Source organism: Blautia sp. aa_0143 (assembly GCF_004167315.1).
GTDB classification, from domain to species: Bacteria; Bacillota; Clostridia; order Lachnospirales; family Lachnospiraceae; genus Blautia_A; species Blautia_A fusiformis.
Genome location: NZ_RCXU01000020.1, coordinates 35,394 through 57,410, shown reverse-complemented (window position 1 = coordinate 57,410; position 22,017 = coordinate 35,394). Strand labels below are relative to the sequence as shown.

Sequence of the window (22,017 nt, the reverse complement as noted above, 5' to 3'; positions counted from 1 at the left end):
AAAATCACCCCTTTCGCTCCGGCATAGTCAGCGTACAGTTCACTTCATTGCCCCATACATCCCAGCCGGGTGTCTTTTGTCTTGCAAACAGCTCTACTCTGGGCTGATCGCCCATGAGTTTTACGATCTTATCCCGTACCTCGTCCGGTTTCTTGCTGTGCTGCTCAATATGGGAGATCACAAACTGATGGATTCCCGCACACTGGCGTTTCGGACGGCCTCTGGTTGCCAGCAGGCAGACCTCCGCGTTTGAGCGGGTCCAAAAGCCCATGCCATAAAACCAGCTATCCGCTTTCCGGTTCTGTTTGAGCCATAGAAAAGCCAGCGTTTTATATTTGAATCCCCAGGCGTCGATCACCCGGAAGGCTTCATTGAGCTGTGGGAAGGTTGCCCACAGAAAGAGGGCGCTGTCTTTTGCGGCAAGCTCCGATACCGGCAGGGCACAGATTTCTTCAATGCTCATCGTGGGATAATGGTTTTCCGCAACGCCGCTTCCGTGTTTCCTGTCATAGTGCCAGGGCGGATCGGCATAGATAATGCCGTACTGTTTCGTTTCCGGCATTAGCGAGCCTGCTCATTCTTAGATGGGGCAGGTTTGGTCGGCTGTTCTTTGACCTTACCGGCATTTTCTTTCAATGCACCGGTCAGGGAAGGTTTTTCTGCAGCTCCCTTTGTCGCTTCAAGCGTTGCCTGCAAATTTTCAATAGCCTGCCCGTACCCATCGATCAGGGCATCGTTGAGCTGCTTGCGGAACTCTGCCGTAACCGGCCAGCAGACATCTTTCCAGTTGCCTCCCTTATCCTGGGTTGCGGGCATATTGACATACAGCCCCTTTTCACTGGAACAGATACGGAAGCCGTCGATCTTAAAGCATCCGCCAATCGTAACATTGGCAAACGCCAGCAGGTTTCCCATTGGGGCGATCGGACGCACGCGGACATCCAGCTTCATGCCGTTTGCCATTTCCGGCGTCTGTGTCTCCGGCGCCATTTTTTCTGTATTGGTTTTACTCATATATAAAATCCTCCTTTTTAGAATTGGTTTTGTTCATGCTATCTTGCATTAAATATGGATTTGGATAACGAACCTGTCTTAAACAGGGCAAAGGCCAGCAGTACCGTATAACCCGCCGTTCCCCAGATCGCGCCGTGCACGTCGCCGGACGATGGGATAGACTGGACCAGCACTGCATAAATGGCAACACAGATCAGGATCAAAAAACCCTGAAAGCCCAGGGCAAAAAGGGAACGCAGATACCCGGTTCCCATTTGTCCCCATTCCCGGTTTGCCATTGTGGAAAACGGGATCGGTGCAAGGCTCACGGTTAAATAAATCTCGATCATACGGCCATATACAATGACAAAGATCACGATGGACAGTACCCACATACACAGATTGATGATGTTGGTTTCCAGCCATAGTCCAATCAGTTCCCACATTCCCATTGCTTCAAGCTGGGTTTCCAGATCAGACAACGCCGCCTGCACATCCAGGTTCCCGTTTATGACACCAGCACTTTGCGACACCACATTTTGGGCCACATCAAAGACCGCCATCACAATCGTAAAACAGTTGGTGAGCAGGTAAGTGGCAACAAAAGTCTTGAAAATCCACTTGAAGATGTTGAATGTATCGAATTCGTGCATGTTGTTCTTTTCGAGAATCATCTGGATCAGTTCATACACCAGAACAAAGGTCAGGATCATGCCCGCAATGGGAATGACGACGGTTTCTGAAAGATTCTGGATCATGGAAAACACGCCGCCATTCCAGCCCTGCGGGGTCTGTCCTACCTGATTTGCCACATCCGCAACCTGGTTGTTGACGGAGTTGAAAATACTGGTGTACTGTCCGGTGATCGCATCGATCAGGCCCTCTTTAATCCAGTCTGTTATCCATTCAAACAGACTGCCCATAAGTCAGCCCTTAACCGAACAGGCCGGAAAGCAGCGGAATCAGCGTTGCACCAACCAGAGCGATACCTCCGCCTGCCATAAGCTGTTTGATTCCCTGTGATTTTGCCCCTGGGTTATCATTTCCGTAACCTTCGAGAAGGTTTACAACACCCCATGCGCCCAGACCTGCGCCCAGGGCGATCACAAGGATCTTCAAAGTATCAATCGCGCTTGCAAAAAATGCCATATAGTTCCTCCTTTAATTTCAGAAATTTTAATTTGTGATATGGCCGTATCAGGCCGGAAACAAAAAAGCCGCCGCACTGTTTTTAGAAAAAAATCTGTTTCAAACAGCACGGCGGCATGGGGCAGGAAAAATCCTGCGGTTATTTACTTTTCAGGGAGAATCACGAATCCTCAAAAAATCCTCCTTTCATCGTGACAAAAACAAAGCCTGCCGGGGCATCATGCTTTGACAGGCAGGAACAACTTTATAAAGTCTGGGAAGCCAGATCTTCGGCTGTGACTTCATAATTGCGGTATCGTTCACCGGGACGCATCGGCATCCGGGTAGAAAGAAACTTTTCGATATTAAAAGCGTTCTTCTCATTAAAATCGGAAAGCAGTTTGTAATTTGGGTGTTTGGTTATATCATATTTCCGGGAGAGGAACGGCCGCACACCCCTGATCTGCAGCAGACATTTACCCCCGTCCATGACCGCCAGTTCATCCACCGACATCAGATCCTTTCCCAGCTTTTGAAAATTTTGTCCGTGGGATTCCTGATTGCCCTTTGTGACACTGGTGTTATACAGGTCGATGGTCTCTTTCCCCAATAGGGAGTTCCAGCTTTTTAAGGTGGTTTCTTCTTTACCTCCTAAGAAAAGGGAGGCGTCACAGTTACCGATGATGGTGTCCATGTTGTCTTTATACAGGGCTTTGAGCTGGCTTTGCGCCTGCAACACCAGGCAGGCAGAGATCTCACGGCTTCGGATGGTCGCCATAAGACGTTCCAGATTCGGAATCTGCCCAATATTTGCCGCCTCGTCGATCAGGCAGCGCACATGGATGGGAAGCCTGCCCCCATACACATCATCCGCCCGCTCGCACAAGCGGTTAAACAAAATGGAATAGATCAGACTGATCAAAAATGCAAAGGTTCCGTCCGTATCACTCATAATAAGGAAAAGAGCAGTCCGTTCATCCCCCAGCATATCCAGATCCAGTTCGTCATACATGGTAATTTCCCTGACTTCTTTAATGTCAAAAGGAGCCAGTCTGGAAGCACAGGAAATAAGGATCGACTTCGCTGTTTTTCCGGCAGCGAGCTTATATTTCTTATATTGACGCAGGGCAAAATGATCCGGGTCTTTCTGTTCCAGCGCGTCAAAGAGAAGGTCAACGGCATTTTTGAACGACTCATCATCCTCACGGACTTCCATTGCGTTCAGCATTTCTACCAGTGTGGCAAAATTCTGTTCGTTTGCCGGAGCCTCATAATAGATATATCCGATCAGTGCCGTATAGAGCAGGGTTTCTGCCTTGACCCAGAAATCGTCTCCGGCTTTTCCTTCGCCTTTGGTATTGGCAATCAGAGTCGTGACGATCTTCAAAATATCTTTCTCGGAGTGGATGTAGGCAAAGGGGTTAAAGTGCATACTTTTCTGGAAATTGATCGTATTGAATACCCGTATTTTATAGGGCTCATAGATGATCTTTCTTTTTTCATTACGCACAGGCTTTCCGTCCTTGTCCAGCTTTGGTGTGCCTCGCTGCAACATCTTTCCGCATTCCACAAGGACTGTACCTTTCGGATCGGTGATGACGTAGGAACTGTGCATTTGCATCAGATTGGGCTTGATGAAAAAGCGCGTTTTTCCCGAACCTGATCCTCCGACTACCAGTACATTTTTATTTCTTGCATTGGCCGGATTTTTGGGCCTTCCGTTTAACATCAGTCCTTCACTTTGGGTAAGAATGATATTGTTTTCCGGCTTTGGGTCCATAAACGGGGCAATATCGGCTTTATTTCCCCAACGGGCTGAACCGTATTCCACATTTTTGCGGTATTTCTTAGCGTCTTTCCCTCTAAGATAGACTGCCAGCCGCATAATGGCTGCACCGCATAAACCGATCAGCCAGTCCATTGCCGCCCCCGGCCACATACTCTGAAACGCAAGGGCGAAGCCTTCGGACAGTCCTAACAGCTTTTGGGAAGCGTCCGCTCCGGGAGCCAGCCGCACCGCCTCGCCCAGCTTGGCAAATACCAGAAGGAACAGAACATAAGGCAGATGGAGAATGACCTGTTTTTTCAATGTTTCTGCATCGATCTTCATCGTTCTGGTCCTCCGTGTTCTTTGTTCTTTACACGGTCACGGCCAAGCGACTGTGCCAGTTCTTTGAACTTATGAAGCTGTGTAAGCAGCGACGGTCTGGTGCTGCGTGTAAGGTCTTTCTTCGTATATTCCTTAAAAGCTGCCGTCAGTGCATCCGCCTGGTTTGCCTTGAAATATACCGTCCATTTTGGGGGATCGGTCCCAAGTTCCTTTTCTATATGGTAGCGTACCTGATGTTTCCTGGCATACCGTTCAAAAGAGCGGATTCGCCCTGAAACTTCAATGGTATTGGCTCCGGGGTCTTTATAAGTCAGCCGCTTCATGCTGTTGCGCCCGACTTTTGGCATTGTGCGTTCCTGTTCCATCTTTTGGAGTACCGCAGCAATAGCCGCACGCAGTACCCGCCCTGACAGTTTTGCTGCCTGTATAGAAACAGAAACCGTTCGTTGTTCGAGATCTTCCTGCAAGAGCATCCTCCTTTCTGATAAAATCGGTATTTATAATATGGAAATAACTTTTTACCGGCTTTCCCCAAGAACCTGCTGTCGGGAAGCGTGTTCAAAGGCTTTTGCTGCCTGATCGACCTGAATTTTAGCGTGTTTCAAAAGCGTCTTGATGATCGTAGCCGGGCGTTCCTGTTCCTCCAGATGATCGACCATCCCTTTGCACTCATCCGGGAGGTATTCCGTCATATCTTTCAACACATCGGAAAAGTTACCCATAAAGCCCCAGCAGCTATCCGACAGCTCCCCGTTTTTATAAAGCTCAAACCCATAACACTCGCCACGAAGATAGGAATCATAAGCGGCGACTTCACTGCGCATCAGTGCGTCCGCTTTCTGCCGGATGGCGCTGGTCATCTTGTCTGCGTCAAATTCCTTTAGGGCATCTTCTTTTGAAACATAGATCCAGCCGACCTGTCCGCTGTCCCATTCTGCATGAGGAGCCCTGCCTGAGAAACTTTCTGTACTCATGGCAAGACCTGAGTGGTCGTAGAGATAGAGGGGGAGCATCAGATACTTTTCCGAAATTACTTTCTGCATTGCTTCATCGATCGCCCGTTCCTCTGTCTTTGGTCCATGCCGGAAACGGCTGCTTACAATGTTTACCATCCGTTCATAGCGTTTCATGCCGGCTTCATCATGTCCTACGGTATCTAAATACATTTCCCGCAGAAAGTCGTCTTTGTCCATATAGTTGTGATGGTCGCCCAGCGCATAGCGGGGATGAAAGCATACCATCGTCCCAAAATGTTCATCTACCTCACGGGGAGAGATCAGAATATCGTCCGGCTGCACCATAAGGGCATAAGGTTCATTTACTGCCATTAACATAATTGGCTCCTTTCTTTCTACAAATCCGGGCCGGAATGGTGCATCATCGGTTTTTCCCGGTGTTCATTGGTTGCAGGCTGCTTGACTGCAATGATCTCGCCGGCAATCCTTGCAAATTTTTCAGGGTACTTGAACTGCTCCCCGTATTTCTCCATCAGGTCCGGGGAAAGGTCTGTAAAATCTTCCTCGCCAAGACCAACGATCAGAAAATTCCCGGACACAATATCATAGATGTGGCCGTCATCGTCAAAGAGAGCCCGGTTCAGAGGCAGCCCCATCAGCTTGCCTTCTTCATTACAGATCAGAGCTACCGGGTCCTCATACGGATAGACCGCCTGAATATCTCCGCCCACTGCCGCCTGCAAGGATTTCAGACCACTTTCGATCTCCGCAGCATAAGGGGACTTGCCCGGCTCTACCATTAACACTTTCATAATTGTATATCCTCCTTCTTTTTCATTGACGTACCGGGAGCGGTTGGCGTTTTTTCCTGAGTTTTTGCCACAGAGAGCTTCCCCAGGACGGAAGGCTTCTCCCGGTTTTCGGGTGTAAAAATACCGCCCTCCGAAACCTCGGCGGCGGCATGTTCCGTTTTGGCCTGTTCCAGTCCTTCAACTGTATAGCCAGGTAAAAGAGTGCCGTGGACCATAAAATGGTGCTCATATTCTTTCGGGATTGGCGGGGAAATTTCCGTGAATAAATGGGAATAGGCTTTCTTTCGCCCGTCCAGGTATTTTATGGCTGCATTCTTATCTGTATATCGTTTCTGGTTTTGTCCGGCAATCTTTGCTCCATATCCCTGCTTCGGGGAATGAATACGGACTTCCCATGTCACATACCAGGCAACCGGAACACTCTGTTTGGTTTCCCGGTCATATTTCGTATCTTCCCAAATACTGCAGGTCATCTGATAGACCCGGTTGCTGATTTTCTGATCCGCCCTCCAGTTATCGGTATCTTTCCACTGGTTGCCGGTATGTTCAATCTCCGGTGTACGAAGATATTCCAAAGCCCGGTTGATCGTCTGTGTTGCCGCTGCCTGCTGTTCCCACTGTTTTGCGGCAGACACCACGATTTCATAGGCTTTCTGCTCCCCGTCGATACTTCCCTGGCGCATGGCTTCCAGGCTATCTGTTCCCATTGTGATCAGTGTAGAAATGTCCACATTTTCACAAACTACGCTGTGTTCTATTTTAAGCTCTGATCCCGGCGTCAAGTGGTCGCCATACCGGTAAGCATGGTAATCCCTGTTTTCTTCCAAAATGCTGTTCACCTCCTGCTATATTTCCGGCTCATGGGTTTTTCTGGAAACCGTCTGAACCGGTGATTTTTTATCTGTCGGTCTGTTTGCCGCAAGCTGATCCATCACGGAAGGACGGCCAACGCCGAACATGGATAGCTGACCGTCCGCTGCCTCACGAAGTTCAGAAACAGAGAGGGGAAGCGTTACATCGGCATGGGTCAATATCTGTTCCCGTTTCAAATCCTGAATGATCTCGTCAAAAACGGCGTTGATCGCACGGCGTTCTTCCCCCACAGGGAAGGCTTTCAATACCTCCATTTCTCCGTCTTTACCGGAAAGCAGGGTAAGGGCACAGTCGGCATGGCCTGCCAGATAATCCGATGTGTAGGGCAGTTTGTCCTTGATATAACAGGCAAAGGCTCTGGCTGTCATTTCCACATTGCTGTCCCAATAACCGCCGTCTTTTTCACATTCTTTTCCCATGCGTACTGAATTACGGTAAAAATCAGTTTCCGTCCGTCCAATCTGCGGAGCTTCCTGCGCCTGCATCCCGGAAAGCATACGCTCAAAAATTTCCAGCCGTTCTCGTTCACTTTTGGGAATTACCCGGCCGGTAACATTCTTCTTAAATGCGTTGATCTGTTCCACAGAGCCGGGTTCGCCGGACAAAAATGCTTCCCGCAAGACTGCGTAGGTTTCCATCTGTTCCTCATTGCCATACCGTTTCAGGGAGGCAAGAACCGAGGAATCCAGCCAGCTTGCCGCATTTTTCTGGGTGCGTTCTGTTTGTGCTTCCGTGCGCTTTGCTGCCTGTTCCGGTGTTTCCGGTTTATACTTCATGGTGTCAATGAGTTTTTGGAACGGCGCATAGAGGCGGGGCTGTTCTGACAGCATCCCTTTTGCGCCCATCTTTGTACCAAGATAATCGTCAAATCCATGCCACCATTCATGTGCCAGCGAACCGGCCCCGTGCATTTTCGTAAGATTGATGACTGTACGCAAAGGTTCATAATGAGCCGCAGCATTGCCGCTGCCTCTTGCACCAAAAGCGATAGCAAGCGTTCCCTGATAAGCAATATCTTTATCGCTGATCTTAAGGGCTGACGCCAGATCCTTTAGTGCTTCAAATCCCATGTTAAGGGAGGTCTGACGGTCGTTCTGGTTCATCCAGTTTCCAAACTCGCCGCCGCGGAACCCAAATGTATCAAGATAATGCTGTCCGGTGATCTCCACACCATTCCGGTAATCCGGCCCGGTACGTTTGACATGGGCGAGCTGGGGAGGGACAAACCGGATCTTTCCGTTTTTGTTCCTGCCTTTGGCAAGTTCCTGCACCCATTTCAGGGCAGCTTCTTTGGTCTCAAAATTGGTCCGCAGAATCGAATAGCCTTTTGTCACATAGTAGGTACCGGGTTTCCAGTCCTCATTTTTAGAATAGGTATGTTTCCCGTCGTTGAAGTGGATCGCATAACCTTTCGGTATTTTCTGCTCTTTGGAAACACAAAACTGTTCCTTTTTTGCTTTCTGAGTAAAGTTGCGCTCAAAATATTCAGCCGAGCGGATCAGCATGGTATTGGACAATTTGTTTGTGATCACGGGATTGTCCTGTCCCTTTTTCGTTGCCCGGTAATGGATTCCGCTTCCCCAGCCCTGTACCTTTTCTAAATATCCATTGTCAACGAAAAAGCGGTCATAAGCTCTCACAGCATCCTCCACAGTACGGACATCTGAAAGCACTGTCTGCAATTCCCGGACTGTTTTTATATATTCCTTTTGTCTCGCGGTCCGTTTTTCCGGGGTGTCATCCATGCGGTAATACTGAGGGGAAGCGTTTAAGCCGTCCCTTGCTTTTTTAATAAAATAGACCACGCCAAGAGGAATCCCTTCCTCCAGCATGGCTGCATAGTCCGGCTTTTTCCAGACATTATCTTTTTTCACAAATTTTTCGGCTTCGCGCTCATTCATGGCTTCCAGATCATCTGCATACAGCCCGCGGTCTTTCCACAGGTCTTTTTTCGCACCGCCGATCTTTTCGCCGAAATCTTCATGCACTCCTGCCAATCTTCATCACCTCCAGTCAGTGTAAAATTCTTATCGCTCCGGGGCGGGGCGGCGTTCTTCGTTTTTGTGAAGTTGTGGGAGGTTTCCTGTGAGCCGGTCAGTTTCCCTGCGGATCAGTTTGTCCAGAGCGCCTAAATCCTCCGGTGCAATGGCAAACTCCCGGTAATTTTCATACCACAGGCCCGTAGAGACTGCCGCGATGGGCGCGATTTTCTCCGAACCAGATGGAAGAAGGCGATACACAGGGGCTTCGTCATAAAGAAGCATCTGCTTTGCCGTTCCCTGTGGTATGCGGTACTTATCCATATCCGGGTTCTGGGCTGCCTCCATATATTGCATATTCAGGCGTTCTTCTAAATCCTGGGGCATATAACGAAATGCCTGATCCATCCACTGTCTGAACATCGTGGAATAGTGGTACTGCCATTCCGTAACTTGATTTGGGGCATAAGAAAATCCCCAACTTTTCAGAGCATCTTTTTCGTAAAGCTCCATTTCAGTCCATTCTTTCAGGCTGACCGTAGCCGCTGAACCATCTTTGCGTTCGATATTGACGCCGCAAGGATAGAGGATATTTCTTTTTATATCCTGCCGCAGCGTGTCTAAATCCATCATCAGGACATCTCCGTACAAGTGACCGTCCTCTCTGCGTTCCGTATGAAACAGGAAAGCCCTCGCTCCGATAAACTCCGTTGTTGAGATCATTTGATGAAGGTCTGCCGTAGAACAATAAGCAAACAAAGCGTCGGAAAGCCACATGTGATTTTTCCCCATGATGGCAATGGAATCAGCCCCGGTATTTGTCGCCAGAGAACGCATATTAAATTCGCATTCCCTAAGAAAATCTCCGGCAAAAATATGGATCTCATACGCAAAGACGGATAAGTCTGTATCACGGATCAAATGAATCTGCGGTAGTGGTTCCTGATTCAATCAAATTCCTCCTTTCATGTGAACCTGACAATTACCGGCTTTCCTTATCATGGGAAGGTGCCGGCGGCTTTTTTGCCGGTTCCGTTTTTGCTGCCTGTTCCCGCATTGCTTCCAAAACAGAAGGGCGCCTTTCCGCAGTCTGTTCCAACCGGGCAAGGGTATTAAGTGCCCACTCCGCATTACGGTTAATGGAGGATATAAGGGCGCCCTCCACTTTGAAAGCACCTTTGAACACCCTGGCAACCTTTCCGTTTTCTTTTGCGTCTGCCTCCGCAGGTTTTCCTTGAAGGGTACGGCCCATATTTTTGAGATGCCGCCCCATTTCGTGGTATTCCGTACTGAAAGCGTCAATTCTGGCAACAGCCCTGTTGCTGGCCTGCATACTTTTTTTTGCTGCACTTTGAATGGACTCCAACACCGGTCTGACATGTAAAAACTGTGTGATCCCATTCAAAGCGACAGCACCGCGTTCCCTGAAATCGGCAAGGATATTCCTGCATCCGTTTATGATCTGGCCTTTGAGTTTGGAAAGACGGTGACGCATAACGGAAATATTCGTCTCCATAGCTTTACAGCTCTTTTGGAGAGCATCTTTCAGGGAATGGTTCTGTAACCCCTGCATTTCCTGACGCACTGCCTTTAGTTCCTTAGTTGCCTCCGAAAGACGCTGCTCCATCCCGGTTACATGCTCGATCAGTTTGGCAAATTCTTCATATCCCGGTGTATTGTTGTCTTTTAGGAGAGCAAGCAGCTCTTTGACCTGCTCATTTTCCGCAATCGGCTGGCTATCTGTCTCCGTCATTCATCAATCCCTCCCATCTGCCGGTAGCTGCCCGCCGGCAATCTTGCCAACAATCTCCGGACCAGTTTCATAAATCTGCATGAGGCGTTTTGCTGTGCCGCAGGGCTGTGCAGCTCCGCTGGTCCAAAGACGCACTGTGGATGGAGCAACATTCATCAAAAGCGCAAAGCCCTTTTCGTTCATGTCCAGCTTTTTCATCAGCGATTTAACCATATCGGGGCCGTAGTCTGGACACCGGGAAGCCTCGGCAATCATCTGCAAAGCGGTATTTTCAATTTTTTTCATTTTCAAATCCTCCTGTTATTTATTTGCCAGCCTTATGCCGGGGCAAAGCTGATCTGGTTGTGTTTCATCCTTTTGGCAAAGTCCGACAGCGAATAATTTACCCCGTCAATTTCTGCATGGGTGTCATCCAGACGATGGCAAACAGCAAAGTGCCTGTCCCCGTTTCCATAGAACAGGCAAAGTAAACCATTGTCAGGAATGGAAAACAGCGCTTTTCCGGCGCAGTCTGTAAAGCAGATCTGTTGAGATCCATTCATGTTGAAATCCTCCCTAAATTGAAACAGCCGCCTCTTTTGGGCGGCGTTGGTGCTGGCTGGTTTGCAGTTGTTCCCGAACCTGCAGCAGTTTCTCATTGTAATCTTTTCCCATCCGGGGAGGGTTGACACTTACCCGGATATGACGGAAACGTTTATCCTCGTGGAGCATGGTCTTGATTTTCCGGGCATTGACAAATCCGGCAAGGTCGTGGTCCATATAAAGGGTAACACGCCGGATCTCCGGGTGGCGTTCCAGGAAAGAAGTCAGCGCCACATGGGAAGTACCTCCCAAAGACAAGCGGTAACCATTCCATTTCCATCCCTCCAGCTCTTGAAGCGTTGTATGGGAAAGCGCATCAATAGGAGCTTCAAAGACTGCCACATGCCGGCTGCCCGGACTTTGCGGAGGATAGCAAAAGTTATATCCTTTGTCGCTGCCATAGACATCCTTTTTGAGATTGCCACTGATACTGCGCATACAGGCAAACTTCGCTTTCCCGGAATCATCTTTCCCTACAAATACACAAACTGGTTCTCCATGATACCGGGCTTCGTAAAAAATCCCGGCTTGTAAACACTGGCGAATGACTTCTGAGCTGATCCCCCGTTTCTGCAAATAGGAGACCGCAGCGGTCGCGCAACGTCTGGCCCAGGGGAGAGAGAATGCTTTCTTTTCCGGTTCCTTTGATACCTGTATTTCTGCCGTATTTCGGTAGGCCGGTTCCTGCCGGATTTCTCCACCTACCAGAGCATGAACCGCATCCACAAGACCATATCCACGAATCTGGATCAGGTAGTCCAGCGCATTGATACTCCGTCCACGGCTGTTCCAGTACCAGTACCTTTTCCCGGTCACATATACCAGACTGTCATGCTCCTTATGCCGGAAATTAGGTCCATCCCGTTTCAGCACGCCGGGTTCATGGAATTGCAGGTAAGTAAACAAGTCAGCTTCCCGCGCTGCCTGAATCTGTTCTTTGGTTACGCCGGGCATAGTACCGGCACAGTGTTTCTTTTCATTGTGCTTTGCCTCCTTTCTGTGATGAAATGAAAAAAGACACCCAAAGGTGCCTAACAGCCGTACAGGTCGTGATTGACCTCGGCACGGTAATAGCTGTCCATTGTAGCCGGGGCATTATATAGTGCCGCCAACAGGTAGGCTTTGATGTTTCCGACCTTCGTCGTGTTCTTGTCGATACAGTCAAAGACATACTCTAAGTGGCCGGAATTGATCTTCAGGAACCGGCTCTTGACGATCTCCCTCGGAAAATCATCTCCGGCAATGCGAATGTAAGGGCGTTTCGACAAAATCACTTCAAGCATAAGTTCAAGGGCTTCGTCCAGACGTTCCCTGCCATACCGTAAGACCAGTAAGTCATATTCGATATTTTCTTTGATGATTTCACGATAGGCTTCTATCAGCTCTATCCGATCCATCCCATCCGTGCGGCTTGCCGCTTCCGGCTCTGCCGGATAGATTGATGGATAAGTTATTGATTTATCTTTTTTTGATTTTTTTGTTTTTAATGGATTAGTATTTAATTGTGCCGGATTTGCCTGTTCAGGTTCCGCCTGTTTAGGTTTTGCCTGTTCAGGTTTTACCTGTCTTGGATTTTCCCGTTTAGGTGAAAGCCCTGTGTTTTCGGTGCTTACAGGCTGCTCATGGATCGTATATTCAATGTCTCCCAACTGCCCGTTATCATAGCGGAGACGCTGTCTGGTGAGATAACCATGCCGCTCCAGTTCCTTCAGGGCAGTAGTGATAGAATCCACACCGTCCTTGCAGATATGGGCGAGTCCCTTCGTGGTATAATCCCAATCTTCCGGCAGCGACAACATAAGTGATAAAAGCCCCTTTGCCTTTAAGGACAACTCCGTATTGCGCAGATGGTGATTGCTCATTATCGTAAAGTCCTTTGTTTTCTCTACACGGAATACTGCCATTGTATCGCCTCCTTTCTTCGACTATTCCGTTACAAAGCATGATCCCTGTGGTCATAATGGAGATGACCGCCAGAGACCTTCGCATGGTTTTTCAGTTTCACTTCGCCCCGTTCCTGGCTCTCTAAAAATTTCTGATAGCCGGCATCTGTAAGGAACAAGCGCATCTTATCGCCTTTGTCGCCAACAGGGGAATCGTAAGACAATACATCAAAAACGATCATGTGCCTTACCTCCGGGTCAAAGCGTTCAAGTGCCATGATGTCATGCCCCTTCAATTTTTCTGCACCTGATTGCTGTCTGGCCTCGGCGATCTTTTCTCCAATCGTCCGGGCTGGATAGGGCAGACGGTAATTCTTCTGAATATCTTTTACCAAGTCCATGCACTCTGCATTTGACAGAACACGGAGTTTTGCCATAAGACCTTCTGCCGCCTCCCGCTGTTCGGAATTATTTGAATACCGCACAGTCATATAAAGTTCATTCAGGATCTTTGTCTGATAATCGCCCTCAACCTGAAAGAGCAGCTTTTTTTCCATTTCGTTTAATTCCATGGGGATCTCCTTTCTCTTGAAAATAGGTATAAAAAAAGGGCGCCCACCTTAAAAGTGAAACGCCCACGGTAATCAGCGGTCAGACATAAAGCCGAACCGCTGGCACTATTAAATTTTGTCGTTAATAAAACAGCCTCCTTTTTTCTTTATAGTTTTCGTCAATTTTCAACTTGGAAAAGGAATTGAATAAAAGACGACAAACGCTCAAACCCCTTGAAAATAAAGGCTTTTTCTGTTTGTCGTTATTATACCGTAACGGCACTCTCATGCGTCTTTGCTAGTAGAAATGGGATTTCAGCCATTGGCGATTGCAGAACGGTTGGGGCATGAGAAGATTGAGACTACCTTGAACACATACTCACATTTGTATCCCAATAAACAAGCAGAATTGGCAGAGAAGTTGGAAATTGCCAACGGAGAGGAGTAGCTATGAGCGGAGTACACAAATACCCAACAATCAGTTTTCGTATTTCCCCAAGAGAGAGGGATGAAATAGAAGCAAAAATCAAAGCGAGCGGTATGCAGAAAAAAGATTATTTTGTACGTTCTTGTATCTATAACAAAGTGTGCGTAGTCGGGAAAAAAGAAGTGATATATCAACTGGTTGCTACGATGGTACATCCTGTAAATTTGTTTTCTTTTGTCATAATGGTCTCTTCCTTTCTTTGTTCAAATGTGAATTCGTTCTGTAAGTTTTTCCATAAATCAAGATTTGCTTCATCTGCAAACCAGGAATGGATGTTGTGATTTAAGATTTCGCCAAAATCCTCTAACTGAGTGAAGTCGTAATCTCCGACAGCCGCCTGTTCAAATGCAGTTAAATTTCCGGAAAATACGGTGTCCAGAATCCGGCTTTTGGTTCTGCCGATCATAGGAATATCCATGGAAACCAGATAGCGGACAAAGCTGGTCCTCCGGCTGGCGTTGATGGATTCCCACAAGCGGTCGAAAGATTTCTCACCATATCCGTCCAGTGCCACAATATCTTCCCGGTGTTCCTCCAGATGATAGATGTCCTGAAAAGAGTGCAGATAGCCCAGATTCAGGAATTTTTCTAAAGTGGCTTCTGACAGTCCTTCGATGTTCATTGCCTTCTTGCTGGCAAAATGGACAAACCTTCTTGTGATCTGGCTGTCGCACTGCGGATTATCACAATGCAGAGTTTCTACGGTGCGACCGTCGCTGGTCTTACGGCTGTAGGTTCTGGTTTTGGAACCACAGCAAGGGCAGACCGGAGGCGTGATGTCGGTATACCTTCCACGATCCAGATTATCCTCTATATGTGGGATGATCATGTTTCGTTTGGAAACAAGAATCCGGCATCCGGGTACAAGCTCCAGATTTTTGATAAAGGTCAGATTATGAAGGGAAGCTCTGGAAACATCACAGCCGTCAATCTCCACGGTATCGAAGATGCCGACCGGAGCAATCTCTCCGAATCTGGTCGGTGTCCATTCAATTTCACGCAAGAAAGTTTCGTAGGTATCATCCTCAAACTTATAGGCGAGGCCGTCCTTATAGTGGTGTCCGGTTTTTCCGCAGCTTTTGGAGTAGCTGAGACTGTCAAAAATCATGACAATGCCATCGATAGGAAGATGTAAATTTGCTGCTGTGGATACCAATTCCTGAATGAATTTCTCCGCATATTCTTTTGAAAGTCCGGTTCCTGAAATTGAGAAAAACGGGCAGTAACCAAAGCCCAGGTGTGTTAAACCTTCTAATTTGCAGGCTCTGCTGTCCGGGAAGGGAACATCCTCCATTCCTTCTAATACATTGAACGGAAGAAAGCGAACACAACGTCCGATACAGTTCTTCGGATCAAGACTTCGTACTGATCCGGAAGCAAAATTACGTCCGTTTTTATAAGGTTTTCCATTTCCATCACGCAGAGTATCTTTCAGACGTTCAAAATCATTGGTTGGTATAAAAGACTCACCGGTAATGACCAGACGTTCTTTGTGTGGAATGGTAAGCGGTACATTTAAAAATGCCGGGATATTGTGTGTAATATCTTCCCCCACTTCACCATCTCCACGGGTAGAAGCCTGAATCAGTCTGCCATCTTCGTAAATGAGTTTGGTAGTCAAACCGTCCAGTTTCAGCATAAAGAGAACTTCCTGTCCTTTCATGAAATCTAAAAGCTCTGAAATCAGTTTTGTTTTCTCAAGCGAGAGCAGTGGAATCGGATGGGTGACTTTGGCAAGTTCACTGACCGGATAATATCCAACCGTCTGTGTCGGAGAATTTGACAGGATGAAACCAGTCTGTTCCTCCAGTTCCTTCAGTTCGTCAAAGAGTCGGTCATACTCGGCATCAGATACCAGAGGGGCATCCTGATTGTAGTAGGCATGACGGTATTCATTGAGTTGTTTTACAAGATTCTTAATTCTTTTGACTGACATAGAGTCTCCTTTCTTTTGTGGCGTGCCAGTTCCGGAATCATTTGTTTCCGTAATCCTCCTTTCCCTGCGTTCAGGCATAAAAAAAGAGAATGACGCTTATGTTCATTCTCAAAATAGATGCAGTTTCCTGCAAAATAAAAAAAGCCAGAAGTCCCTGCTGCTTGTTGGGCATAGGAAAACTCCTGACTACGTTTCAAACCTAAACTGCGTGTGATAAATCCTTTCCGGATTGACACAAATAATTGATATAAGAACAGTATAACACTAGATGTAGTATATGTCAAATGAAATAGATTCCTCAATGAAGCTTTTGCCTTATGTTGATGACAAATTTGTCGGCTACAGGAATAAAAGCGTTCAGGATTTCAGATTTGCCCTAAGCGAAGGAATTCGTAGCCAGGTATTTTTTGCCACTTTCGTGGAGAAAGTCGAAAACCAGATAAAATCAATCTCTGTCATAAATGCCTCTAAACTGTTTTTACATCGTAGTGGTTATGCAAGTTCTAAATTTAAAAATAATTTTCACGAATAACTAACTTTTCTATATGCTGAATTGTCATAAAATATAGATTATTAAATTTGAAAGCAGATTGAAGGTGATAAACATGAGAAGTTATAAACGGTATACCAGGCGAAAGAGACTTTTGAAGCAAATCGCTGTGGTTGCTTTATCTCCTAATCGGGTATTCACGAAAGAACAGATCTATCAGCATATCTATGAGGAAGCGGAGTCAGAAGTGAATAACCGAATTTACGGTCTGATTAAGAACTTGAGAAAGAAAATAGAAGAAAATCCGGAAACACCGCACTACATAGAAACGATACGTGGTGTTGGTTATCGCTTTCGGGCATAAAAGGAGCCGTCCGGCAATGGGCGGCTCGAAGTGTTTCTCTTGTTGTTTATTTATTGTTTTTTTCGTTGTATACTGATAAAACGAGGTGATAAAAGTGGCATATAGAATTTTGATCGTGGATGATGACATCGAATTATTAAAGATGTTAAAGAACTATTTTGAAATCAAACGATATGATGTAATGATGGCAGAAGATGGCACAGATGCTTTGGAAAAAATCCATAAGAAACCGGATATTATCTTGCTGGACATCAATATGCCTAAAATAGACGGATTAGAAGTATGCAGACGTATCCGGGGCAAAGTAACTTGTCCCATTATCTTCCTGACGGCAAAAGTGGAGGAGCAGGACAGGGTAAACGGGCTTTTATCCGGTGGGGATGACTATATACTGAAGCCGTTTAGTCTGAAAGAACTGGATGCTCGTATTATTGCACATTTGAAGCGTGAGGAGCGTCATAAAGGGAAGTCTGAATACAGATTCCACGGAGACCTCAGTATTGATTATGGAGCAAAGAGGGTTCAGATCGGTGAAAATGATTTGGAGCTTACGAAGCTGGAATATGCAATCATTGAGTTTTTGTCCATGAATCCAGGACAGGTTTTTGACAGGGAGCGGATATACGAAAAGGTGTGTGGTTATGATGCGGAAGGTGACAGCCGTGTTGTTACGGAACTGATCCGGAGAGTGAGAAAGAAACTGGCGGAATATACGCAGACAGAATACATTGAGACAGTATGGGGGATGGGGTATCGATGGAAAAGATAAGAAATTTATCCTTGAAAAAGACAATGGTTTTATATACGATACTCAGCTTGATTGTCACTTTTTTTCTTTCTGTGTCAATTATTGAGATTGCCGGGCAGATACAGGAGGAGGTCTGGTGGAAGTACGTGGATCAGGACGAGTATTATCAGGCAATGAATGACCGCAATGAAAATTTTGAGGTAGTGGTACCGAGACCGAATCAGAGTAAAATGAGCAGAATGGACTGGCATATTTCAGAAACCTGTGATTTCCTTCGGACGTACGGAGTATTGCTTTTTTCTTTTGCCGGATGTGGAATTGCGGTCAGCCTGTTTTACAAAAATAAATTAAAGAGACCGATTCAGGAACTGAAGATGGCATCACAGATGATTGCGGAGGAAGATCTGGATTTTCATATGGCTTATGAGAACGAGGACGAGATGGGGATGCTGTGCAGGGAATTTGAAAGGATGCGTGGGCAGTTGGAAGAAAATAACCGTAGACTTTGGCAGATGATCGAAGATGAGCGGGTACTGCGTGCAGCGATTGCCCATGATATCCGCTCGCCGCTTGCAATCATGCGGGGATATCAGGAAATGCTTTTGGAATTTGTTCCGGAAGATATGCTTGATCAAGAGAAAATGATGGAGATGTTAAGGGGCGGTATGCTTCAGATTGAACGGATGAACCATTTTATTGATAGTATGAGGAAGATGACGAAATTGGAAGAACGGGAATTAAACTGTTCCGTGGTAGATATCCGGCAGTTGATAAACCAGATAGAAGCTCTGGCAGAAGTCGTGGTGGAAAAATCAGAAAAGAATTTTACAGTGACGACAGTGAGAGAATCTGAAATACTGACTGCGGATGAGGAAATCATCATGGAAGTAGCGGATAATCTGTTGGCTAACGCATTCCGCTATGCCAATCAGGAAGTTAGGCTGAAGCTGACAGTGACACCCCAATATCTGAAAATGAGTATCAGGGATGACGGAATTGGATTTCAGGAAAATATCGACAGGGTGACACAGGCGTTTTATCATGAGAATCCACAGGATGACTTAAAGCATTTTGGAATGGGTATGTATATCAGCCGTATCTACTGCGAACGGCATGGTGGGAAACTGCTGATAAAAAATGTAGCAGATGGCGGTGCGGAAGTTGAGGCAGTGTTTAAAAATTATGTATTAGAAGAACAACAGCAGAAATAAATGGCTGTTGTTTTTTTGTTGTGATTTGTAGGCTATGCTGTTTGTAGAAAAAAGAAAGGCGGGATGACTTATGAAAGCAATCATAAAAAGGAATCTGAAAAATTATCTTAAAAATCCGATATTCTGGATCGGTTTGATTGTTGTTTTAATCAGTATGTACCAGACACTTGCACCCTATCTGTCCATTCATTACGTGAAGTCGGATGAAACCTTCAGGAAGGTAAAAATGGCCTCCGATGGGGATGTTATGGAGGGATGTATTCCGGCAACACCGGATAAGGAGAGAGAACTGTGGGAGAAAGAGATTGTAAAGATACTTCAGGACACAGAGAATGGGTTTGGCATGTCGGAAGTAGAGGCGGAGGCAGTGATATCTGAGATGAAACAGATGAAGATTACGGAGGCGTGTCAGTATCTGAAAACGGAATACCACTTTAATGGTGCCAATTATGTGTATGAGGACGTTTCATGGTATCAGGGAAGCCCGGAGGAAGTCAACCGGTATATCAGAGAAAATCTTGAGAAACATCCATTCTCCTATTATTTCGGAAGAAAATTTACAGATTTTGCAAGCCTGCATATGGCATTCTTTGCAACGGTTCTGCTGGCGTTTTTATTTTTCCAGGATATGAGGAAAAATACTTATGAATTGCTGCACACCAAACCGATGACGGCTTTTCAATATATTGCCGGGAAAATAAGCAGTGGATTTCTCATTATGACGGCGGCACTGGTCATTATGAATATCGTATTTATCATTTTGTGTTACGCCACGGCAGTAAAATCAGGATTTGCTATGAACATACTGGATTTTGTTCAGAATTCGATCCTGTATGTCCTGCCGAACATCCTGATGATCTGCTGTGTGTATGCGGTTACAGCGCTGCTGTTTAAGAATCCGCTTCCAGCGGTTCCGGCGCTGGTTCTTTATATCATTTATTCTAATATGCTGACATGGGATAGCAAAGGACAGTGTCATGCAAGACCATTCTCTATTATGGTTCGATTTCCGGGGAATTTTTTTGAAACGGAATTGCCACATCAGGTATATCTCAATCAACTGCTTCTTGTGGCAGCATCCATACTGCTCATGTTTATAGCGGTGTGGATGTGGAAAAGGAGGAGAGTATATTGAAGAAAGAAGTAAAAATATGTATGCCATATTATAAAATTGCATATTCAATCGCTTTTGTTGTGATATTGAGTGCAATCCAGCCTGTTGTATATGCGAATGAAATCGGGCAGGCAGTAGAAAGAGCTGTTTCGCTTCTGGCAGTCGTTTTCTGTGCAGATACTTATCTGGTGGAAGTGCAGAGCAAACGCTCGGAAGTATTCTGCCTTTATAATCTAAAAAAGCAGGCAGGGGTAGTTTATAAAAGACTATTTGTGCAGGTAGCTTATCTGATTGGAATCAGTTTGTTGGCATATGGACTCTTTTATTGGCAGAAACCGGTGAATCTGACAGAAGAATTAGATGGCGGTGCCTTGTTTGGAATTTATTGTATTGCGATTCCCGGAACTGTTTTGTTTTGGAGTGTGCTTTCCGTAACTGTCAGCAATCTGGTTCGAAACAGATGGATTGGTATGGGTGTCGTGCTGCTTTTCTGGTTTTTCTCTATTTCCGGAAAGGCAACTCAGTTTTTGAAAAACTGGGGACCATTTTCCTACGGAACTTGTGATTTCGGTAAGCTGACAGAGTGGAGATGGCTTGGCGGGAAGGTGCTGTGCGTGGTATTTGCGGGGATGATGCTTGCATTTGTTCCTAAGATATTAAAGAAGAGAGGGTAAGATTATGAGTATAAGAATAGACGATTTAACAGTAACATTTAAAAATGGAGTGACAGCGGTAGATCATGTGGATCTGGAAATCCCACATGGGATATTTGGTCTGTTAGGTGAAAATGGTGCAGGAAAAACAACGTTGATGCGGGTGCTTACAACGGTGCTTGCACCCACAAGTGGAAAAGTTCTGTTAGATGGTACGCTATATTGCGAAGCAAATTACGAAAAGATACAGAAAAAGATTGGGTATCTGCCACAGGAAATTGATCTGTATCCGTCTTTGACTGTTCGAGAATGTCTGGAGTATATGGGAGATCTGGCTGGAATTGAGAAAAGAGAAAGCAAGAAAAGGATTGATTACTATCTGGAGAAGACCAGTCTTGCAGACCATCAGAAAAAGAAAATGCGGCAGCTTTCAGGTGGAATGAAGCGAAGAGTTGGATTAGTGCAGGCATTACTCCATGAGCCGGATTTTTTAATTGTGGATGAACCAACAACAGGGCTCGATCCGGAGGAACGCATCCGTATCCGTAATTTACTGGTAGATTTTGCAGAAGAACGCACCGTATTATTTTCAACGCATGTGGTGGAGGATCTGATGGCAACCTGTAATCAGCTTGCGGTTATGAAAAAAGGTAGATTCCTTTATACAGGAACAATGAGGGAATTATTGAATAAGGCAAGAGGGCATGTATGGGAATGCTGTACAGAGGACGAAAGCCTTGCAAGAGAATTAGAAAGAAAATATCATATTTCCAGTAAGCAGTATACGGAGGAAGGAATTAGATTAAGACTGTTAGGGGAGAATATGCCGTCAGAAAGTGGATGTATAGCTTGTGACGTAACTTTGGAAGATGCATATATCTATGTAACCAATCGATAAACATTGTTAATGAGGAGTGAAAGCTAAATGCTAAGAAAAGCAGGTGATGTTATGGGAAAGTGATGATTCTTACCATTTCTGATTCCGAAGAGGGAATCCTGAATAAAATTAAATCAGTTCTAGCCTGCGAAAGTACGTTAGAAGTTATGGAGATTACAAATTCTGAAAAGTTGACATTCCAAGGTTTGGAAATAGACCAGCTTCAGCGGAGCGTAATCAAAGATGGTAAGGTTGTGGAACTTACCAGACATGAATATGACCTGCTTTTTTATCTGGCCTTATCCCCCAATCGGGTATTTACAAAAGAACAGATTTACCAGCATATTTATGAGGATGTGGAGTCAGAAGTGGATAACCGTGTCTATGGGTTAGTCAAGAATCTGAGAAAGAAAATAGAAGAAAATCCGGAAGAACCGCACTACATAGAAACGATACGTGGTGTAGGCTACCGTTTTCGGGCATAAAAAGAGCCGTCCGATTGGGCGGCTCGAAGTAT

General features: G+C 46.0%; 26 protein-coding genes and 2 pseudogenes. 10 read left to right on the top strand and 18 right to left on the bottom strand.

Annotated features, from left to right (window positions below; genetic code table 11):
- Window positions 1–4: 4 nt before the first annotated feature.
- From EAI83_RS11415 to EAI83_RS11335, 17 genes are all read right to left on the bottom strand, one after another.
- Window positions 5–562, bottom strand: a complete 558-nt coding sequence (locus tag EAI83_RS11415; protein WP_005361089.1) for an MT-A70 family methyltransferase — start codon at window positions 560–562, stop codon at window positions 5–7.
- The gene (locus EAI83_RS11410) at window positions 562–1,014 is read right to left on the bottom strand and encodes a SpoVG family protein (RefSeq protein ID WP_064785871.1); all 453 of its coding nucleotides are present in this window, start codon (window positions 1,012–1,014) and stop codon (window positions 562–564) included. Before EAI83_RS11410 ends, EAI83_RS11415 begins: the two co-directional genes overlap by 1 nt.
- 38 nt (window positions 1,015–1,052) lie before the next feature.
- Window positions 1,053–1,916, bottom strand: coding sequence for a VirB6/TrbL-like conjugal transfer protein, CD1112 family (locus EAI83_RS11405; RefSeq protein WP_005361084.1), 864 nt, complete (start codon window positions 1,914–1,916; stop codon window positions 1,053–1,055).
- Between the two features lie 10 nt (window positions 1,917–1,926).
- Entirely contained in the window at window positions 1,927–2,142 is a 216-nt protein-coding gene (locus EAI83_RS11400) for a Maff2 family mobile element protein (protein WP_005361081.1), read from the bottom strand.
- A gap of 244 nt (window positions 2,143–2,386) precedes the next feature.
- Entirely contained in the window at window positions 2,387–4,231 is a 1,845-nt protein-coding gene (locus EAI83_RS11395; RefSeq protein WP_129900164.1) for a VirD4-like conjugal transfer protein, CD1115 family, read from the bottom strand.
- On the bottom strand, window positions 4,228–4,704 hold the full coding sequence (locus EAI83_RS11390) for a PcfB family protein (protein ID WP_223385988.1): 477 nt from the start codon (window positions 4,702–4,704) through the stop codon (window positions 4,228–4,230). Before EAI83_RS11390 ends, EAI83_RS11395 begins: the two co-directional genes overlap by 4 nt.
- A 45-nt stretch (window positions 4,705–4,749) precedes the next feature.
- Window positions 4,750–5,559 (bottom strand): hypothetical protein, encoded by an 810-nt coding sequence (locus EAI83_RS11385; protein WP_240143113.1) that lies wholly within the window; start codon window positions 5,557–5,559, stop codon window positions 4,750–4,752.
- A gap of 23 nt (window positions 5,560–5,582) precedes the next feature.
- Complete coding sequence (locus EAI83_RS11380; RefSeq protein WP_029731783.1) at window positions 5,583–5,999, bottom strand: DUF3846 domain-containing protein; 417 nt, start codon at window positions 5,997–5,999, stop codon at window positions 5,583–5,585.
- Entirely contained in the window at window positions 5,996–6,826 is an 831-nt protein-coding gene (locus tag EAI83_RS11375; RefSeq protein ID WP_129900162.1) for a hypothetical protein, read from the bottom strand. The genes EAI83_RS11380 and EAI83_RS11375 overlap by 4 nt, the downstream gene beginning before the upstream one ends.
- An 18-nt stretch (window positions 6,827–6,844) precedes the next feature.
- Window positions 6,845–8,860 carry an LPD1 domain-containing protein gene (locus EAI83_RS11370; RefSeq protein ID WP_330547794.1) on the bottom strand — a complete coding sequence of 672 codons (2,016 nt, stop codon included), beginning with the start codon at window positions 8,858–8,860 and terminating at the stop codon, window positions 6,845–6,847.
- 39 nt (window positions 8,861–8,899) lie between these two features.
- Window positions 8,900–9,802 carry a hypothetical protein gene (locus EAI83_RS11365; RefSeq protein ID WP_129900160.1) on the bottom strand — a complete coding sequence of 301 codons (903 nt, stop codon included), beginning with the start codon at window positions 9,800–9,802 and terminating at the stop codon, window positions 8,900–8,902.
- A 31-nt stretch (window positions 9,803–9,833) separates the two neighbouring features.
- Window positions 9,834–10,604: a DUF6674 family protein gene (locus EAI83_RS11360; RefSeq protein ID WP_129900159.1), complete on the bottom strand. Its 771-nt coding sequence runs from the start codon at window positions 10,602–10,604 to the stop codon at window positions 9,834–9,836.
- Between the two features lie 3 nt (window positions 10,605–10,607).
- A complete protein-coding gene (locus EAI83_RS11355; protein WP_005361060.1) occupies window positions 10,608–10,889 on the bottom strand; it encodes a helix-turn-helix domain-containing protein in 282 nt (93 codons plus the stop codon).
- A 32-nt stretch (window positions 10,890–10,921) separates the two neighbouring features.
- Complete coding sequence (locus tag EAI83_RS11350) at window positions 10,922–11,146, bottom strand: hypothetical protein (RefSeq protein WP_129900158.1); 225 nt, start codon at window positions 11,144–11,146, stop codon at window positions 10,922–10,924.
- Window positions 11,147–11,159: 13 nt separating this feature from the next.
- Window positions 11,160–12,092, bottom strand: coding sequence for a DUF3991 domain-containing protein (locus EAI83_RS11345; protein ID WP_243113488.1), 933 nt, complete (start codon window positions 12,090–12,092; stop codon window positions 11,160–11,162).
- Window positions 12,093–12,217: 125 nt separating this feature from the next.
- Window positions 12,218–13,090, bottom strand: a complete 873-nt coding sequence (locus EAI83_RS11340) for a DUF6017 domain-containing protein (RefSeq protein ID WP_129900156.1) — start codon at window positions 13,088–13,090, stop codon at window positions 12,218–12,220.
- A 29-nt stretch (window positions 13,091–13,119) separates the two neighbouring features.
- Window positions 13,120–13,641, bottom strand: coding sequence for a DUF5720 family protein (locus EAI83_RS11335; RefSeq protein ID WP_129900155.1), 522 nt, complete (start codon window positions 13,639–13,641; stop codon window positions 13,120–13,122).
- 256 nt (window positions 13,642–13,897) lie between these two features.
- On the opposite strand from EAI83_RS11335, the pseudogene EAI83_RS17600 reads away from it, so the two are divergent.
- Window positions 13,898–14,068 (top strand): annotated as a pseudogene (locus tag EAI83_RS17600) (tyrosine-type recombinase/integrase); the annotation flags it as partial.
- Between the two features lie 2 nt (window positions 14,069–14,070).
- Window positions 14,071–14,247 (top strand): annotated as a pseudogene (locus EAI83_RS18025) (plasmid mobilization protein); the annotation flags it as partial.
- On the opposite strand, the gene ligA reads toward EAI83_RS18025, so the two are convergent.
- The gene (ligA, locus tag EAI83_RS11325) at window positions 14,238–16,121 is read right to left on the bottom strand and encodes an NAD-dependent DNA ligase LigA (protein WP_243113487.1); all 1,884 of its coding nucleotides are present in this window, start codon (window positions 16,119–16,121) and stop codon (window positions 14,238–14,240) included. The pseudogene EAI83_RS18025 and the gene ligA overlap by 10 nt on opposite strands.
- A 199-nt stretch (window positions 16,122–16,320) precedes the next feature.
- Between ligA and EAI83_RS11320 the strand changes: the two genes are divergently transcribed.
- The 8 genes from EAI83_RS11320 (at window position 16,321) to EAI83_RS11285 (ending at window position 21,985) form a co-directional block, all read left to right on the top strand.
- Window positions 16,321–16,575 (top strand): hypothetical protein, encoded by a 255-nt coding sequence (locus EAI83_RS11320; RefSeq protein ID WP_005333435.1) that lies wholly within the window; start codon window positions 16,321–16,323, stop codon window positions 16,573–16,575.
- Between the two features lie 73 nt (window positions 16,576–16,648).
- Complete coding sequence (locus EAI83_RS11315; protein ID WP_005333437.1) at window positions 16,649–16,897, top strand: winged helix-turn-helix domain-containing protein; 249 nt, start codon at window positions 16,649–16,651, stop codon at window positions 16,895–16,897.
- Window positions 16,898–16,991: 94 nt separating this feature from the next.
- The gene (locus EAI83_RS11310) at window positions 16,992–17,666 is read left to right on the top strand and encodes a response regulator transcription factor (protein ID WP_023921570.1); all 675 of its coding nucleotides are present in this window, start codon (window positions 16,992–16,994) and stop codon (window positions 17,664–17,666) included.
- Window positions 17,654–18,856, top strand: coding sequence for a HAMP domain-containing sensor histidine kinase (locus EAI83_RS11305; protein ID WP_005333442.1), 1,203 nt, complete (start codon window positions 17,654–17,656; stop codon window positions 18,854–18,856). The genes EAI83_RS11310 and EAI83_RS11305 overlap by 13 nt, the downstream gene beginning before the upstream one ends.
- A 70-nt stretch (window positions 18,857–18,926) precedes the next feature.
- Window positions 18,927–19,991, top strand: a complete 1,065-nt coding sequence (locus tag EAI83_RS11300; protein ID WP_005333443.1) for an ABC transporter permease — start codon at window positions 18,927–18,929, stop codon at window positions 19,989–19,991.
- Window positions 19,988–20,644 carry a hypothetical protein gene (locus tag EAI83_RS11295; protein WP_022415113.1) on the top strand — a complete coding sequence of 219 codons (657 nt, stop codon included), beginning with the start codon at window positions 19,988–19,990 and terminating at the stop codon, window positions 20,642–20,644. The genes EAI83_RS11300 and EAI83_RS11295 overlap by 4 nt, the downstream gene beginning before the upstream one ends.
- A gap of 4 nt (window positions 20,645–20,648) precedes the next feature.
- The gene (locus EAI83_RS11290; protein ID WP_005333452.1) at window positions 20,649–21,521 is read left to right on the top strand and encodes an ABC transporter ATP-binding protein; all 873 of its coding nucleotides are present in this window, start codon (window positions 20,649–20,651) and stop codon (window positions 21,519–21,521) included.
- A 62-nt stretch (window positions 21,522–21,583) separates the two neighbouring features.
- Complete coding sequence (locus EAI83_RS11285; protein WP_005333454.1) at window positions 21,584–21,985, top strand: winged helix-turn-helix domain-containing protein; 402 nt, start codon at window positions 21,584–21,586, stop codon at window positions 21,983–21,985.
- Window positions 21,986–22,017: the final 32 nt, after the last annotated feature.

Excerpts from the sequence above, each read along its gene's own strand:
- EAI83_RS11415 (WP_005361089.1), bottom strand. The coding sequence starts at position 562 with ATGCCGGAAACGAAACAGTACGGCATTATCTATGCCGATCCGCCCTGG.
- EAI83_RS11410 (WP_064785871.1), bottom strand. The coding sequence starts at position 1,014 with ATGAGTAAAACCAATACAGAAAAAATGGCGCCGGAGACACAGACGCCG.
- EAI83_RS11405 (WP_005361084.1), bottom strand. The coding sequence starts at position 1,916 with ATGGGCAGTCTGTTTGAATGGATAACAGACTGGATTAAAGAGGGCCTG.
- EAI83_RS11400 (WP_005361081.1), bottom strand. The coding sequence starts at position 2,142 with ATGGCATTTTTTGCAAGCGCGATTGATACTTTGAAGATCCTTGTGATC.
- EAI83_RS11395 (WP_129900164.1), bottom strand. The coding sequence starts at position 4,231 with ATGAAGATCGATGCAGAAACATTGAAAAAACAGGTCATTCTCCATCTG.
- EAI83_RS11390 (WP_223385988.1), bottom strand. The coding sequence starts at position 4,704 with ATGCTCTTGCAGGAAGATCTCGAACAACGAACGGTTTCTGTTTCTATA.
- EAI83_RS11385 (WP_240143113.1), bottom strand. The coding sequence starts at position 5,559 with ATGGCAGTAAATGAACCTTATGCCCTTATGGTGCAGCCGGACGATATT.
- EAI83_RS11380 (WP_029731783.1), bottom strand. The coding sequence starts at position 5,999 with ATGAAAGTGTTAATGGTAGAGCCGGGCAAGTCCCCTTATGCTGCGGAG.
- EAI83_RS11360 (WP_129900159.1), bottom strand. The coding sequence starts at position 10,604 with ATGACGGAGACAGATAGCCAGCCGATTGCGGAAAATGAGCAGGTCAAA.
- EAI83_RS11355 (WP_005361060.1), bottom strand. The coding sequence starts at position 10,889 with ATGAAAAAAATTGAAAATACCGCTTTGCAGATGATTGCCGAGGCTTCC.
- EAI83_RS11350 (WP_129900158.1), bottom strand. The coding sequence starts at position 11,146 with ATGAATGGATCTCAACAGATCTGCTTTACAGACTGCGCCGGAAAAGCG.
- EAI83_RS11340 (WP_129900156.1), bottom strand. The coding sequence starts at position 13,090 with ATGGCAGTATTCCGTGTAGAGAAAACAAAGGACTTTACGATAATGAGC.
- EAI83_RS11335 (WP_129900155.1), bottom strand. The coding sequence starts at position 13,641 with ATGGAATTAAACGAAATGGAAAAAAAGCTGCTCTTTCAGGTTGAGGGC.
- ligA (WP_243113487.1), bottom strand. The coding sequence starts at position 16,121 with ATGCCTGAACGCAGGGAAAGGAGGATTACGGAAACAAATGATTCCGGA.
- EAI83_RS11320 (WP_005333435.1), top strand. The coding sequence starts at position 16,321 with ATGTCAAATGAAATAGATTCCTCAATGAAGCTTTTGCCTTATGTTGAT.
- EAI83_RS11315 (WP_005333437.1), top strand. The coding sequence starts at position 16,649 with ATGAGAAGTTATAAACGGTATACCAGGCGAAAGAGACTTTTGAAGCAA.
- EAI83_RS11305 (WP_005333442.1), top strand. The coding sequence starts at position 17,654 with ATGGAAAAGATAAGAAATTTATCCTTGAAAAAGACAATGGTTTTATAT.
- EAI83_RS11300 (WP_005333443.1), top strand. The coding sequence starts at position 18,927 with ATGAAAGCAATCATAAAAAGGAATCTGAAAAATTATCTTAAAAATCCG.
- EAI83_RS11290 (WP_005333452.1), top strand. The coding sequence starts at position 20,649 with ATGAGTATAAGAATAGACGATTTAACAGTAACATTTAAAAATGGAGTG.
- EAI83_RS11285 (WP_005333454.1), top strand. The coding sequence starts at position 21,584 with ATGATTCTTACCATTTCTGATTCCGAAGAGGGAATCCTGAATAAAATT.